This window comes from Fodinicurvata sp. EGI_FJ10296 (assembly GCF_040712075.1).
Taxonomy (GTDB): domain Bacteria; phylum Pseudomonadota; class Alphaproteobacteria; order DSM-16000; family Inquilinaceae; genus JBFCVL01.
Genome location: NZ_JBFCVL010000006.1, coordinates 117,968 through 133,767, shown reverse-complemented (window position 1 = coordinate 133,767; position 15,800 = coordinate 117,968). Strand labels below are relative to the sequence as shown.

Genomic DNA, 15,800 nt, shown 5'->3' with positions numbered 1-15,800 from the left:
GCGATTCCTGACCGGAAACTACGTTCTCCCAAATTCCTCGTGTCATCCCGTTTCGTCGGCTTCAAGCAGTCCCAGGCCGAAAATTGGGCCGAAGCGCTCAAGCACGTCTTCGAGCAGATTGGCTGGAATTCTCTCGCCCGGTGTGGAACGTGCGCCGTTGCGAATGCGCCAATCCATCGCCTTTACCTGGTCAATCTGGATTACGCCAGTTGTTTGCGTACCCGTCCCTTGCAGGGTGACAGCAAATCCGTTCCCGCGCGAGGCGTTTCCGACCGTGGTTATCGGCGCGAAAAAGGTAAAACCTGTACGTTTGTTGAACTGGAAGGCCGACAGGCACAATGCGGGGTGTTTTCCCTTCTGTTCCTTGCCCGCTGACGGCGACATATCAAGCCACCAGATTTCGCCGGGAGCAGGAATATTCGGCCTTACCAAGCCTCACGCCCCATGGCCGGAGCATCATCCCATGCCTTTTCTTCATCGGTCATCGGCACATCCGGGTTTGATCCGTCCAGCAATTCATCGAGCGTATAGCGCGGCCGGCGCACGCGCACCGGCTTTTCCTTTTCGACCGGCTCCATGATGATTCTCCGGCCTTCGACGGAAAACGCCCATTCCTGCCCATCCTCGACATGAGCGAGGTTACGGGCAGCGATCGGGATTGTGGTTATCAAGGAACCGCCCGACTTCTTGACGCGTGACTTTCCGACAACCCGCTTATCCGTAGCTGAACCCGCGCCAATGGATTGCTCTGCTTTCGAGGAACGGCCAGTTGAAACCGCCCGTGGCTTCCGCTTTGCGGGGGTCGCCTGATCGGTGTTGTCCATCATTTCCCATCCTTCAAAAGTCCTACTTTTGTTTAACATAGTCGATCAGTACCGGGCAAGCGAGATCAATACCATCGCGGGTGCCCGATATCGCAATGATGGCCCACAAGTTTACACCACGCGGCCAAGGCTCTCGAACGGCGCGGCGACAAACGCGTCCACGATTGACTCAGGATACCCACAAGCCATACTGGCAAAATCTGTCTATACAAATAGGAGGGTTGGTTATGGGGGATGAGGCAAACGCAGGTCCCGCGAGCCCGAATCGGCGCGTCGTGCGTGCGCCCCATGGCCCGGACCTCAGCGCGAAAAGCTGGCAGACCGAAGCCGCACTGCGCATGCTGATGAACAACCTTGACCCGGATGTCGCGGAAAATCCCGACGAGCTGGTCGTCTATGGCGGCATCGGCCGGGCCGCGCGCAACTGGGCGTGCTTCGACCGAATCGTCGACAGCCTGCGCTCGCTTGAGGACGACGAGACGCTGCTGGTTCAGTCGGGCAAACCGGTCGGCATATTCCGGACCCATGCTGATGCCCCGCGCGTCCTGATCGCCAATTCGAACCTGGTGCCGAAATGGGCGACCTGGGAGCATTTTCGGGACCTGGACGCCAAAGGCCTGATGATGTACGGCCAGATGACCGCCGGAAGCTGGATCTATATCGGCAGCCAGGGCATCGTTCAGGGCACCTACGAGACATTCGCCGAGATCGGCCGCCAGCATTTCGGCGGCCAGTTGGCGGGCAAATGGATCCTGACCGGCGGACTGGGCGGCATGGGCGGCGCGCAGCCGCTGGCGGCGACCATGGCAGGGGTCTCGATGATCGCGGTGGAATGCCGGGCGTCGAGGATCGACCGCCGCATCGCCACGCGCTATCTCGACCGCCGGACCGACGACCTGGATCAGGCGCTGGCCTGGATGGACGAGGCACGAGACACCGGCAAACCGGTGTCGGTTGGCCTGCTTGGCAACGCGGCCGAGGTGTTCCCGGAACTCGTCCGCCGGGGCGTCAGGCCCGATATCGTCACCGACCAGACCAGCGCCCACGACCCGGTGAACGGCTATCTTCCCGCCGGCTGGACCTGGGACGAAGCCGAAGCCGCGCGCAGCAGCGACCCCGACCGCATCGCGAAAGCGGCCAAAGAGTCCATGGCCGAGCATGTTCGCGCCATGCTCGCCTTCCACGGCATGGGGGTTCCGACGCTGGACTATGGCAACAACATCCGCGCCATGGCCGAGGAAATGGGCGTCACCGACGCGTTCGATTTTCCCGGCTTCGTGCCGGCCTATATCAGGCCGATGTTCTGCCGGGGCATCGGCCCGTTCCGCTGGGCGGCGTTGTCGGGCGATCCGGACGATATTCACCGCACCGACGAACGGGTCAAGGAACTGATTCCGGATGATCCGCATCTGCACAACTGGCTGGATATGGCGCGCGAGCGGATCGCCTTTCAGGGCTTGCCGGCCCGGATCTGCTGGGTCGGCCTGGGTCAGCGGGCCCGTCTCGGCCTCGCCTTCAATGAAATGGTGCGAAGCGGTGAACTGAAGGCCCCTGTCGTGATCGGCCGCGACCACCTCGACAGCGGATCGGTCGCCAGCCCCAATCGCGAAACCGAAGGCATGCTCGACGGCTCGGACGCCGTCTCGGACTGGCCGCTGCTGAACGCGATGCTGAACACCGCCAGCGGAGCAACCTGGGTTTCGCTGCATCACGGCGGCGGTGTGGGTATGGGCTATTCCCAGCATGCCGGCATGGTCATCGTGGCCGACGGCACCGACGCGGCGGCGGCACGGCTTGAGCGCGTCCTGACCAACGACCCCGCCAGCGGGGTGATGCGCCACGCCGACGCCGGATACGATACCGCCCGCGCCTCGGCCCGCGAGAACGGCCTCAACCTGCCCATGCTGGAGAGCGGCTCATGACCGACGCTACGCCGATCGACCTCGACCCCGGCCGGCTGACGCTGGCGCAGTGCCGCAGCGCCATTGCCGGACCCGTGCGGCTGACCCTGACCGGTTCGGCATGGCGGGCTGTCGCCGCCTCCGCCGCAACCGTCGAACGCATCGCGGTCGAGGGCAGGACGGTTTATGGCGTCAACACGGGCTTTGGCCGGTTGGCCCAGACCCGGATCGACAGGGCCGATCTCGGGCGGCTGCAGCGCAATCTTGTCCTGTCGCACGCTGCCGGTATCGGCCCCGACCTGACCGACGCTACCGTCCGGCTGATGCTGCTGTTGAAGATCAACGCTTTGGCGCGCGGCCATTCCGGCATACGGCCGGAAACGCTGGAATCCCTGATCGCGCTGCTGAACGCCGATATCCTGCCATGCGTTCCGGCGCAGGGTTCCGTCGGCGCGTCGGGCGATCTGGCGCCGCTGGCCCATATGGCCGCCGTCCTGCTGGGGGTCGGACGATGCCGCCAGCACGGTGAAGAATTAGACGCCGCCAACGCCCTGGAACGGGTCGGCAGGCATCCGGCCGACCTTGCGGCAAAAGAGGGGCTGGCGCTGCTCAATGGTACCCAAACCGCCACGGCACTGGCGCTCCACGGCATGGTGGCGATCGAGAACACCTTCGCCGCCGCCCTGGTCGCGGGCGCGATGTCGGTGGATGCCGTCAAGGGCAGCGACGCGCCCTTCGACGATCGCCTTCATGCCTTGCGCGGCCATTCCGGCCAGCGCGACGTCGCGGCCATCCTCCGGCATTTGCTGGAGGGCAGCGCCATCCGGCAGAGTCATCTCGACTGCGGCCGCGTTCAGGACCCCTATTCGCTGCGCTGTCAGCCCCAGGTCATGGGCGCCTGCCTCGACGCGATCCGGCACGCCGCCGGCCTGCTGGCCATCGAGGCCAACGCCGTATCCGACAATCCGATCGTATTCCCCGATACCGATGAGGTCATTTCCGGCGGCAACTTCCACGCCGAGCCGGTCGGCTTCGCCGCCGACCATCTGGCCCTGGCGGCAGCCGAAATCGGCGCCCTGTCGGAACGGCGCATCGCGCTGCTGACCGATACCGCCCAGTCCGGCCTCCCGGCCTTTCTGACCGACGATCCGGGGCTGAATTCCGGATTCATGATCGCCCATGTCACGGCAGCAGCGCTGGCGTCGGAGAACAAGCAGGCGGCCCATCCGTCGGTCACCGACAGCTTGCCGACATCTGCCAATCAGGAAGATCACGTTTCCATGGCGACCCATGGCGCCCGCCGTTTGCTCACCCTGGCGGACAATACGGCCGGCATCGTCGGCATCGAATTGCTGGCAGCCGCGCAAGGCATCGACTTCCACCGGCCAATGAAATCGTCGGTGTTGCTTGAGCAGCATCACGGGCGAATCCGCGCCAGCGTGCCGCGTCTGGAAGAGGATCGGACCATGGCGCCAGACATCGAGGCGGCGCAGCAACTGGTGGAGCGCGGTGCATTCAGTTCGCCGGCCGTGGACCTGCTGCCATCGGCGGCCATATGAAACAGGACGGGATTTGCCCCCGCAGCACCATCATTCCGGGAAAAATATCGTTAACGGTATTTCAACAGCGGCGACATTCAACTGACAGTTTATTCTGATCAATTTCGCTGTTACAAGAGTAATGCGGCTCGGATATGGTATCCGGGATCCAATGCATCCTCGATGGGCGTTGGGCAGACACCTTCAGCGAGATCATCACCGAATGGCAGCGAAGCGATCGCACGAACCGGATGACTCCGCCGAAAGCTACCGGGTCGAAGAACTGCGCACTCTGGGTGTCCTCGATACGCCGCCGGACCCGAGGTTCGAACGAATCGTCGATCTGATCCGCGACACGATGGATGTCCCGACGGCCCTGGTGACCATGATCGATGCCGACCGGCAATGGTTCAAGGCGCGGCGTGGCTTCGCAGAGACCGAAACGCCGAGGGCCTGGGCCTTCTGCGACCAGACCATCCGCGGCGATTTTCCGGTTGTCGTGACAGACGCGCAGGAGGACGATCGCTTCAGGGACAATCCGCTTGTCACGTCCTCGCCCTGGATTCGCGCCTATGCCGGCGCACCGATCATCATGCCGTCGGGCCGCCGGCTCGGTACCGTCGCCGCCGTCGACACCCGGCCGCGGGCGTTCACGACCCGCGATATCCGATTCCTTTCATCGCTTTCGGCAATCGTCGCAGACGAGTTGACGCTGATCCGGACGGCACAGGAACTGCGCGACCAGGAAGTCAAGCTGACGGCAATCATCAATGCCTCCCACGACGCGATCGTCGTGCTTGACGAACACTATCTGGTGACGGGATTCACACCAGCGGCCGAAGCGATGTTCGGTTGGAATCGGGAACAAATGATCGGCGGCTCGCTGCTGCCGCTGATCCCGCCCGATGCACAACACCGCACCTTCGCGACCACAAGCGGCGGCCGCAACCATGCCGCCGCCGCCGCTCATGCGCTGACATCCGGCGACTGGCGCCGGACCCACGCGATGCGGCGCAACGGCGAAACATTCCCTGTACTTGCCACGATCGGCAAGGCGGAACCGGGCAAGTTCACGCGATACGTCATGATCGTCCGGGACATGTCGGAAATCCTGTCATACGAGAACCGGCTGCTGGCGAAATCGCATGAAGCCCAGGAAGCAAGCCGGGCCAAGACCCTGTTTCTCGCCCATATGAGCCACGAGTTGCGCACACCGCTCAACGCGATCATCGGTATGAGCGACGTATTGAAGGATCATATGTTCGGCCCTCTGGGCGATGACCGCTATGTCGGTTATGCCGACAGCATTAACGAGGCGGGACATCACCTGCTCAGCCTGATCGAGGGCATTCTCGACCTCAGCACCCTGGAGGCCCGGCCGATCAAACCGGTCGAAGAGCAGTTCGACTTGCGCGACCGCATTGCCGAAGCCGTGCGTATGGTCGCGCCGCAAGCTCAGGCACGATCGATTTCGATCGACCAGCACTGTCCGGAACGGGCGCCGGTGACCGGTGACAGCCGGTATTGCCGCCAGATACTGATCAATCTGCTCGGCAATGCGGTAAAGTTCTCTCCGCCTGACTCCACGATCGAGGTGACGACACGGCTTTCCGACGACGGGCGGCAGTGGATCGCCGAAGTGGCCGATCAGGGGATCGGGATGCCCAAAAAGGTACTGCTCAGACTGGGGGAACCTTTCCTGCAGGGGTCGGACCGTGAGCATGCTGCCGGCAGCGGCGTCGGACTCGGCCTCGCCATTTCAACGCGGCTCGCCCAGGCCATGAACGCCACGATCGATTTCATCAGCCGCGAGAATGCCGGCACCCGGGCGATGCTATCGATGCCAGCGACCTTCCGCGAATAGCACCGGCATTGCGCCGCAGCCTTGCCTTGGCGTTGCCCCAACTGCAATAAGGGGTGGCACAAGGCCGTTTCAGCGCGATTTGTCGGCCAATCTCCAACTGGCGCGGGACTCATCGATGAAAATCTATCGCTTCGACCACGCCTTTCTCCCGACAGGTTGGGCCGCTGATGTTACCGTGTCTGTCGATGATTCCGGCATCATAAACAACGTTTCGTCCGGCAGCTCCTCGCAGTCGACACCACCGCTTGACGACGCCCGGGTCGAATCGATATCCGCACCGGTCATTCCGGGTCTGGCCAATCTTCATTCGCACGCGTTCCAACGCGCCATGGCCGGCCGTGCCGAAAGGCACAGCGCCGGCAAGCAGGATTTCTGGAGCTGGCGAACGCTGATGTATGAGGTTGCCAACGCGGTCGATCCCGACTGCCTGCAGGCCATCGCGGCCCAAGCCTATCTGGAGATGCTGAAGGCCGGATATACGTCAGTCGGCGAATTCCATTACCTGCACAACGATCGCGACGGCGGAAGCTATGACGATCCGACCGAGATGTCGGGCAGGATCGTCGCCGCCGCGCAGACGGCCGGGATCGCGGTCACTCACCTCCCCGTCTTCTATGCGCAGGGCGGCTTCGGCGGCCAGCCGCCACTGGTCGAGCAAAAGCGCTTTACCCAGACGATCGACGGATATCTGGATATGGTTGACCGCCTGCGCCGGCTTGAGCGGCATTCCCGCGACATCCGGATCGGAGCGGCGCCGCACAGCCTGCGCGCCGTCACGCCGGAGTCACTATCGGCCATCATTGCCGGCGTTCAGGCCGACGATACGATGACACCCATTCACATGCACGTCGCCGAGCAAACGAAAGAAGTCGACGACTGTCTCGAATGGTGCGGACAGCGGCCGGTCGAATGGCTTTTGAACCATGCTCCGGTGGATGGGCGCTGGTGCCTTATCCATGCCACGCACATGGACGCCTCCGAAACCCGCCAACTGGCCGCAAGCGACGCCGTCGCCGGACTATGCCCGACAACCGAGGCCAATCTCGGTGACGGCGTGTTCCCGTTGACCGACTACGTCAATGCCGGCGGGAAGTTCGGCGTCGGCTCAGACAGCAACGTCGAAATCAATGCCGCCGGAGAACTCCGGCTGCTCGATTATGGGCAGCGGCTGACCCGACAGCGTCGCATTCCAATCGCGACCGCGACCGGATCCGCCGGCGCCCGCATGCTGACGGCGGCTCTGGATGGCGGTGCGCAGGCTCTCGGCCGCGAAACCGGCCGCATCGCCGAAGGGTATCGGGCTGATCTGGTCACGCTCTCGCCGGCTTCGGCCCATATCGACCCCACCGACCCCACGGACATGATCGACGGCGCGCTGTACGCAGCACCGACGCTGCCGGTCAGGGATGTCATGGTCGGTGGCCATTGGCGCATCAGGGATGGACAGCACCCCGGCGAGGAGGCGATTCTGACCCGCTTTCGTGAAGCGGTGCGGTCGACCGTCGACCGCAGTTAGGCCGCGCACCACAGTTTCGGATTATCGATCGTTTCCGGCGCTATGACCGACCACTATCAATAAGATAACAATAATAAATTTATAGCCAAATAGCTGATTTTTTCTTCCCCTGCGGCTCGCCATTTAGTAGAAAAAGAGAGCACGTCAGCTCCTATTGCGGACAGAGCGTGCCGAAACCCTGGAACGACCGGTGACTACCGAACCGGTCTTGTACGGGAGATAATTCTTGGAAGTCCTTCTCTTCATCGTCGATCAGTTTGACCTGATCTTCGCACGATTGGTCGAACACAGCGTTCTGGTGGGAATAGCCGTCGGTATCGCGACGCTGACCGGTGTTCCGATCGGCATCGCCATCACGCGGAACGAACGCGCGGCGAAAGCCGTCCTGTACGTCGCTTCCATCATGATCACCATTCCGTCGATCGCATTGTTCGGCCTCATGATCCCGATACTGTCGACCATCGGCCATGGTATCGGACAAGTACCGGCAATCATCGCCGTATTGTTGTACTCGCAACTGCCGATCATCCGGAACACTTATACCGCCATCCGGACTGTCGATCCCGCCCTGCGCGAAGCGGCCCGCGGCCTCGGCATGGGCGCCGCACAGCGGCTCAGAATGGTCGAAATTCCGATCGCCATCCCGGTCATCATGGCAGGTGTCCGTACGGCCGTCGTCCTGAACATCGGCGTGATGGCCATTGCCGCCTATATCGGCGCGGGCGGCCTTGGCACGTTGATCAGCCGCGGGATTTCGCAGTCCGACCCGCGCCAGCTCATTGCCGGGGCTCTGGCGGTCAGCCTGCTGGCGGTCATCGCGGACTATGCGCTGCACTATCTGCAGAAGCGATTGACGCCAATGGGCATGAAGGTGACGGCCGGCGGCCCCTGAAATCGATAATCACATCACACCGCAACGCAAACGCGATCGACAGTTCAACGCCGCTCCGGCGTCCCGACCAGCAGGAAGGACCGGCCCATGATCCGGCTCGACAATCTGACCAAGATCTTCGAGACACCCAACGGACCCGTGACCGCGGCCGACCATATCACTCTGGACGTGCCGGGCGGCGACACTTGCGTCCTTCTGGGGCCGTCGGGCTGCGGCAAGACGACGACGCTGAAAATGATCAACCGGATCGTGCCGCCGACCTCGGGCAGCGTCTTCATCAACGGTGAGGACACGACCGGCCTCGATACCGAAACGCTGCGCCGCAATATCGGCTATGTGATTCAGCAGATCGGGCTGTTTCCGAACATGACGATCGCGGAAAACATCACGGTCGTTCCGCGCCTGCTGGGCTGGGACAAGGCCCGCTATACACGCCGGGCACGCGAACTGATGGACATCGTCGCGCTCGATGCCGAAACCTTCCTGAAGAGATACCCATATGAACTCTCCGGCGGTCAGCAGCAGCGGGTGGGCGTGGCGCGGGCGCTTGCTGCCGATCCCCCGGTCATGCTGATGGACGAACCTTTCGGTGCCATCGACCCGATTAATCGGGCAACGATTCAGGATGAATTCCTGAAGATGCAGCGAGCATTGAAGAAGACCATCCTGTTCGTGAGCCACGATATCGACGAGGCCATAAAAATGGGGTCGAGCGTGGCGATTTTCCGGACCGGAAAGCTCGTCCAGCACGACGCCCCGGACGACCTGCTGTCTGCCCCCGCCAATGCCTTCGTCGAATCCTTCCTTGGTGAGGACCGGGCTCTGAAGCGTCTCAACCTGACGCGCGTGCGGGACATCGTCAGCGACGATCTGGCGACGGTGGCGCCCGGTGACAGCCTGCAGACCGCCATGGAAAAGATGGATGCCCATGGATATTCCCACGCCATCCTGATGGTCGACGAGGACCGTCGTCCTGTCGGACTCGTATCCAGGGCAATCGCGCAGACCATGCGCGGGCAATGCCGCGATCACTATCAGGGTCTGCTGGCCGTCATCGGCCTGGATGACGATCTGCGAAAGGTGGCGTCGGAGATGTTCGCGAATGACGTGACGTGGCTGCCCTGCGTCGATGACAGCGGACGGGCTTGCGGACAGATCACGCAGCGGGCGATGACCCACCACCTGGCCAGCCGCGTGAAACGCTCCAGGCGGGCTGCGTGATCCGATGACCTTACCCGTTTCGGCAGCCAGCATGCGTCCCGCGCTCTTCATCGGCGCCTGCTCGGCCTTTTTCGCCGCCGGCATCTGGATCCAGTCATCCGGCTTCCTCGACGAGATGATCTTCTACCTTCCCGATATCCGCTATCTGGCTATTCAACATATGCAGCTGACCGCGGTTTCCGGGGGGCTGGCGATCCTCATCGCCGTGCCGCTGGGCGTCGTCCTGTCGCGCCAGTCCGCGCGCCGGCTCGCCGAACCGGCGATGCAGCTTCTGAACATCGGAACGACGATCCCGACGCTGGCGGTTCTGGCGCTGTCGATGAGCTTCCTTGGCATCGGCACGGTACCGGCCGTCTTCGCGCTGACGATCGCGACCATGCTGCCCATCACCCGCAACACCTATACGGGGCTCCAGGGCGTTGCGCCGGCGCTGCTCGAAGCCGCGAACGGCCTGGGCCTGTCACCGTTTCAGCGGCTGCTCAAGGTGGAAATCCCCAATGCCCTGACGGTGATCTTCGCCGGCATTCGAACGGCGCTCGCCATCAATGTCGGAACAGTTCCGCTGGCCTTCCTCATCGGCGGCGGCGGGTTGGGCGAACTGATATTCACCGGCATCGACCTCTACGACACACCCATGATGCTGGCCGGCGCGATCCCGACCGCCATGCTGGCCATTGCCGTCGACGCTCTCGTTGCCGCCATTGCGGTTCTGGCAGTCCCGCGCGGGGTCGCACCCCGCGAATGACGATGACGACCTACGCACCAATCAAAAGGAGATTTCATATGATGATGCAAAATGCCCGGCCAGGTTCCGCAATTGCCGGTATGGCAGCGGGCTCGTTGCTGGCATTGGCCGCAACGACCGCTTCGGCGGAGGAAATCGTCGTCGGCGGCAAGAACTTCACCGAACAACAGATTCTCACTGCCATGACGGCTCAGTATCTGGATCATCTCGGCTATGACGTCGACAGCAATGCGGGCATGGGATCGGCCGTGCTGCGTCAGGCGCAGGAAAACGGCCAGATCGACCTCTACTGGGAATATACCGGAACATCGCTGATCAACTATAACGATATCACCGAAACGCTGACGCCGGAAGAGACCTACGAGCGCGTCCGCGATCTCGACAGTGAAATCGGTCTCGTCTGGCTCGATCCATCGGAGGCCAACAACACCTATGCATTCGCGATGCGCGCCGACGATGCTGCTGAACGCGGCATTGCGACGATCAGTGATCTCGCCGACGCGATCAATGGCGGAGAAACCCTGACATTGGCCTCGAATGCGGAATTCTACGCACGCGACGACGGCCTGCGCCCGCTGCAGGCCGCATACGACTTCGAATTCGGTCGCCCGAATGTCAGCCGCATGGATTCCGGCCTGACCTATCCGGCTGTGCGCGACGCGCAGGTCGATGTGGCTCTGGTGTTCGCCACCGATGGCCGAATTCCGGCGTTCGACCTTACCGTGCTGGAAGACGACCGGTCCTATTTTCCGGCTTACGCGCTGACGCCCGTCATCCGCGCCGAGACCCTCGAAGCGCATCCTGACCTTGCCGACCAGCTCAATGCCCTATCGGCGCTACTGGACGACGCCACGATGGCCGCCCTGAACGCCACGGTCGACGTCGAGCGCGTCTCGATCGAGCAGGTGGCAGAAGACTTTCTGACCGGGAACGACCTGATCTGACAACCAACAGGCGGGCGGTTCGGGTCGGCATCGAAGCCGGATCCCGACCGCCCGGCCGGAATCCGACAGGAGCGGCTATGGCGCGCGATACCCTGACCGTGGCCGTTGCTCAGATGAACAGCGTTCTGGCCGCCATCGACGCCAATGCGCGCAACCACGAATCAATGATCGCCGACAGCCGGGACCGCGGCGTCGACGTGCTTGTGTTCCCTGAATTATCGTTGACCGGGTACGCATTGGGCAGGCGCACACTGGAAACGGCCATGCCGGCCTCGGCACCGCCTCTGGTCCGGCTCGCCGCCGCGTCGGGCGACATGACGACGGTGGTCGGGTTCGTTGAAAACGCGGGCCCGGGTGCCTGCTACAATGCCGCCGCCATTCTCCGCCACGGACGGGTCGTCGCGGTCCACCGCAAGATCAATCTGCCGACATACGGTGGATTGGAAGAAGGCAAGTGGTTCCACAAAGGGACCCAACCAATGGTTTTCGACGTCGATCAGCAATGGAGCGCCGCTGCACTGGTCTGCGCGGATCTGTGGAATCCGGCTCTCGTCCATCAGACGATGGCACAGCGCCCGGATCTCGTGCTGGCGCCTGCCAACTCTGCGACCGCTATCGTTTCGTCCGCATTCTCGAACGAACGCAACTGGGGGGTGGCGCTGGGTTTCTACGCCATGATGTATTCGACGCCGATTGCTTTTGCCAATCGCTATGGCCCTGAAGGCGATGTTCACTTCTGGGGCGGCAGCGCCGTCTATGGTCCACGCGGCAATATACTGGCCTCAGCGGGCGACCGGGAAGAGGTCGTTGCGGCGACGATCGAGCGCGATACGATCGCTCAGGCCCGGTTCGACCTTCCGACGCACCGCGACAGCGCCGGCTTCTAGTATCGACGGCTGGCCAGCCTCCGCCGACGCGACAACGACAGCGCCCTCCTGAATGCCCGCCCGTCGATGGCGGCGAGCCCAAATCCGATCAGCGCCAGACCGGTCCAGGCAGGATCGAGTGTCTATCCTCCCTCGGCTTCGGCTGATGCGTCCAGGCTCGCCTCGCTTTCGATCTCTATGACCTGCAGGGGGGATTGCGCCAGCAGCCGATGCTCATTGTTGGAGTAGTACCGAATTTCGTACTCACCCGTTTCATTAGGCGCTGTGCGGGTTATCTCCCCCGCGCCGTCGACCGAATTGCTGATTCGCTGATAGCGCGAGACAGTATCGCCAACCGGCCGGCCGGCTTCGACGATCACCACATAGCCGGATACGCCGCCACCCAGATTGATGATGAGGTCCTGGCCGGCCTCGGCCTCGGCAGGAGCATCCAACGTCACATCGGCATCGACGACTTCGATCAGGGCCGAAGCAATAAGCAAGGCCTCATCACCCCAATGCAGACGCGCTTCCACCATACCCGCCTCCTCCGGGGCACGTCTGGATATGATGGTATCGTCACTGATCGAATTGCGCATCCTCTGATAGCGGGAAACGATATCGTCCTCGGCACGGTCGGGAGAAACCAGCACAAGATAACCGGACACAGCATCACTCAACTCGATCTCGAAGCTCTCACCGATCGACACCGATTCCGGGGCGGACAGGGTGACCTCGGGAATCGCGTCCGCGCCGATGGGGACGTTAACGTCGAGATCCTCGTCCAGATCGGCCGAGACAACGACACCGCCTTCGCGATCTCCGGAGACGGCTTCAATGCGATAATCGCCGGGATCAGTATGGAGGGGATAAACCTGGGCTTCAGTGTCAAAGGTCTCGGCCTCTTCCGACGCCAGATTCATCACCGTCCATTCGACGCCCTCGACCGTATCGCCGGTTTCGGCATCTTCGGCACGCAACTGGAGCGTGGCGAGAACCTTGATCAATTCGACATCGACCGGCCCTTCGAAATCCGCCGCAAGGTCGAACCGGGCCTCACCTTCGGAACTCGGGGTCGAGGCCGTCACGGTGTATGCGCCTGATGGCAGTTCCAGATCGATGATACCGCGTTCACGGCCGAAGAAAGCCTCCTCGCCCGTCTCGTTATCGACCACGCGCCACTCTGCTCCGCCTACCGGTCTCATGTCGCGGGCATCCAGAGCACGCAGTTCGACGGGAATTTCTGCCGGCAGCGCGGGCTGAGCTTCGCTGATCTGAGTCAGCGCGGCCGACAACTCGGAGCCGGAGTTCGTCGTGAACAACTGCCCACCCGTCTCTTCCGGTACGCAATTGAGCGTCGCCGTCTCATCATGGCTCAGGGCGAAGCCGACGATGTGGGCCCGAATATCGATGCCTTCGGCGGCGATATCCCGCGCCAGCGCACAGGGATCGCCATCGCAGTTCTCAAGACCGTCGGTAACCAGGACAAGGTCCGCCGCTTCGGCGGTTGGCGGGATCATGTCGCGCGCCATGGCCAGCGAATCCGTCAAGGGCGTCATGCCACGCGGGTTGAGCGCATTCAGCGTATCGGAGAATTCTCCGCCACCATATTCGCCAATCGGCAAGAGCGTCTGGATATCGCCACAGTCGCCACGGCGATTATGACCGTATGCAACAACACCGATTGGAACTGATGCGTCCCGTGTCTCGGCAAATTCCGCAATCACCTCGCGCGCGATCTCGATCCGCGACCGGCCGTCCTCCATTTGAGCCCACATCGAACCGGAGGCGTCGAACACCATGATATTTACACGGTCCGACGCCACAGCTGACACCGCAGTTGAACAACCGAGCAAACCAGCTACCAGGATTCCGCTACCATATCGAGACATCGCGCCCACCCGTATTCGTTCCAGTTCTTGATGCTTATAGAGTGGACACAATAACAATCAGGTCGCACAGGGCAATGCTATATTGCACGGACGCGCGAATGCCGACCGATCTTTGCGCGGTTACACTCTTCTATTGAGTTCCAGCATCAGGATGTCGAGCAGGTCATTCCGGTCTGCACAATCCTTCGAACACTGGCCACACGATCCGGCCACGTTCGATCCGGGCTGGTCCGATCACACCTCGCGCCCGAGCAGCGCTTCATCGTACGGGTAGCGAGATATTTTCTCGATCCCGGTTTCCGTGATCAGCACCTCTTCTTCCAGTTTGACGCCGTCGGAGCCACCGACCTCGCCGATATAGCTTTCCACGGAAACGACCATGCCGGGCTCCAGCATGTCATCGCGGGAGAACCGATCGAAATCCATGGCATGGGCAACGAGCGGTGTCTCTCCATGCATGCCGACACCGTGAATGATCGAGGGATACCGACGGTCGACGAAGCGCTCGGGTATTGGCCAGGCATTCTCGGCAATTTCGCGGAAGTTCATTCCCGGCTTCAGGATCGACATATTATGGTGCACCTGATCCCAGGCCATCTGATAGAGCATTCGCTGGTACGCTGTCGGTTTGCCGGGACCGACATGGAATGTGCGGCTGAAATCGGAATAGTATCCGTGACAGCCGATGGTATCGGTGTCCAATGCCACCAGTTCGCCCGGCCGGATTACCCGATCACTGGCTTCGTTGAACCAGGGATTGGTGCGGGGGCCCGACGATATCAGGCGCGTCTCGATGAATTCGCCGCCCTGCCGGATGACTTCCCCATACATCTCGGCGAACAGGTCGTTTTCGGTCAGGCCAGGACGCAGCATCGCCTCGACCCGGGCCACGGCGGCTTCACTGCTCGCCATTGATTGGGCAAGGCACGCGACCTCTTCAGCCGTCTTGATCCGGCGGCAATGCAACGTGTCCTGCATGCAATCCCGCACGTCCAGACCATGGGCCTCCAGAGATCTGGCAAGCCCCAAGGTGCATCGGTCCAGCCCGATCGAGCGGCCGCTGCAATGGGTTTGCATGAGATCGGCGATCTCCTGCCCGAACGGATCGGCGCTGACATCATCTCGCTGATTGACCGCAGACCAGACGATCTTCGATGTCCGCGATTCGTCGATCGTTTCCAGCCATGTCGACACATGCGCACTGCCGGGATATTCGAACAGGATGACCGGACCATCCCGCATGACCAGGAAATAACGGGTCGAATTCCGGAGAAAATATCCGAACATATTGCGCGAGCCCGTTGCGTAACGCTGGTTATAGGGGTCGAGCAGCACCAGCGCGTCATAGCCGCGTTCGCCCATCATCGCGCGAAGCCGTTCCAGCCGGCCCCTCCTGAGAGCGACGGGGTCGAAGGCCGTGGGAATGGAATCGCCATTCGCCATCGGTGCCGACGGGACGATGGGAATTGTCGACGGCTCGCGATCCGTCAGCTGGTCGAATTCGATGGTTCTGAGCGGGCCGTCGTCGGCCTGGTCGTGATCTGTGACGAGTTCCCGGCCAGTGCCTGAATTGGTATCGGTCATGTAATCTCCCGGC

13 protein-coding genes are annotated in these 15,800 nt (G+C 62.2%); 9 read left to right on the top strand and 4 right to left on the bottom strand.

Annotated features, from left to right (window positions below):
* Positions 1-42: 42 nt before the first annotated feature.
* A complete protein-coding gene (locus tag ABZ728_RS14360; RefSeq protein WP_366657198.1) occupies positions 43-384 on the bottom strand; it encodes a type II toxin-antitoxin system PemK/MazF family toxin in 342 nt (113 codons plus the stop codon).
* Between the two features lie 41 nt (positions 385-425).
* On the bottom strand, positions 426-824 hold the full coding sequence (locus ABZ728_RS14355) for a hypothetical protein (RefSeq protein WP_366656896.1): 399 nt from the start codon (positions 822-824) through the stop codon (positions 426-428).
* Between the two features lie 227 nt (positions 825-1,051).
* Between ABZ728_RS14355 and hutU the strand changes: the two genes are divergently transcribed.
* The 9 genes from hutU to ABZ728_RS14310 all read left to right on the top strand — a co-directional run bounded on the left by hutU (position 1,052) and on the right by ABZ728_RS14310 (position 12,332).
* A complete protein-coding gene (gene hutU / locus ABZ728_RS14350) occupies positions 1,052-2,746 on the top strand; it encodes a urocanate hydratase (RefSeq protein WP_366656895.1) in 1,695 nt (564 codons plus the stop codon).
* Complete coding sequence (gene hutH, locus ABZ728_RS14345; RefSeq protein ID WP_366656894.1) at positions 2,743-4,284, top strand: histidine ammonia-lyase; 1,542 nt, start codon at positions 2,743-2,745, stop codon at positions 4,282-4,284. Before hutU ends, hutH begins: the two co-directional genes overlap by 4 nt.
* A 202-nt stretch (positions 4,285-4,486) precedes the next feature.
* Positions 4,487-6,127 carry an ATP-binding protein gene (locus tag ABZ728_RS14340; protein ID WP_366656893.1) on the top strand — a complete coding sequence of 547 codons (1,641 nt, stop codon included), beginning with the start codon at positions 4,487-4,489 and terminating at the stop codon, positions 6,125-6,127.
* A gap of 115 nt (positions 6,128-6,242) precedes the next feature.
* Positions 6,243-7,643: a formimidoylglutamate deiminase gene (locus tag ABZ728_RS14335; protein ID WP_366656892.1), complete on the top strand. Its 1,401-nt coding sequence runs from the start codon at positions 6,243-6,245 to the stop codon at positions 7,641-7,643.
* A gap of 226 nt (positions 7,644-7,869) precedes the next feature.
* A complete protein-coding gene (locus ABZ728_RS14330) occupies positions 7,870-8,535 on the top strand; it encodes an ABC transporter permease (RefSeq protein ID WP_366656891.1) in 666 nt (221 codons plus the stop codon).
* An 87-nt stretch (positions 8,536-8,622) separates the two neighbouring features.
* Positions 8,623-9,756, top strand: a complete 1,134-nt coding sequence (locus ABZ728_RS14325; RefSeq protein ID WP_366656890.1) for an ABC transporter ATP-binding protein — start codon at positions 8,623-8,625, stop codon at positions 9,754-9,756.
* A gap of 4 nt (positions 9,757-9,760) precedes the next feature.
* Entirely contained in the window at positions 9,761-10,501 is a 741-nt protein-coding gene (locus tag ABZ728_RS14320; RefSeq protein WP_366656889.1) for an ABC transporter permease, read from the top strand.
* Between the two features lie 38 nt (positions 10,502-10,539).
* Entirely contained in the window at positions 10,540-11,445 is a 906-nt protein-coding gene (locus ABZ728_RS14315) for a glycine betaine ABC transporter substrate-binding protein (RefSeq protein WP_366656888.1), read from the top strand.
* Positions 11,446-11,522: 77 nt separating this feature from the next.
* Positions 11,523-12,332, top strand: a complete 810-nt coding sequence (locus ABZ728_RS14310) for a nitrilase-related carbon-nitrogen hydrolase (RefSeq protein ID WP_366656887.1) — start codon at positions 11,523-11,525, stop codon at positions 12,330-12,332.
* 122 nt (positions 12,333-12,454) lie between these two features.
* On the opposite strand, the gene ABZ728_RS14305 is transcribed toward ABZ728_RS14310, so the two are convergent.
* Positions 12,455-14,113, bottom strand: coding sequence for a hypothetical protein (locus ABZ728_RS14305; protein ID WP_366656886.1), 1,659 nt, complete (start codon positions 14,111-14,113; stop codon positions 12,455-12,457).
* A gap of 324 nt (positions 14,114-14,437) precedes the next feature.
* Positions 14,438-15,787, bottom strand: a complete 1,350-nt coding sequence (locus tag ABZ728_RS14300) for a Xaa-Pro peptidase family protein (protein WP_366656885.1) — start codon at positions 15,785-15,787, stop codon at positions 14,438-14,440.
* Positions 15,788-15,800 lie beyond the last annotated feature (13 nt).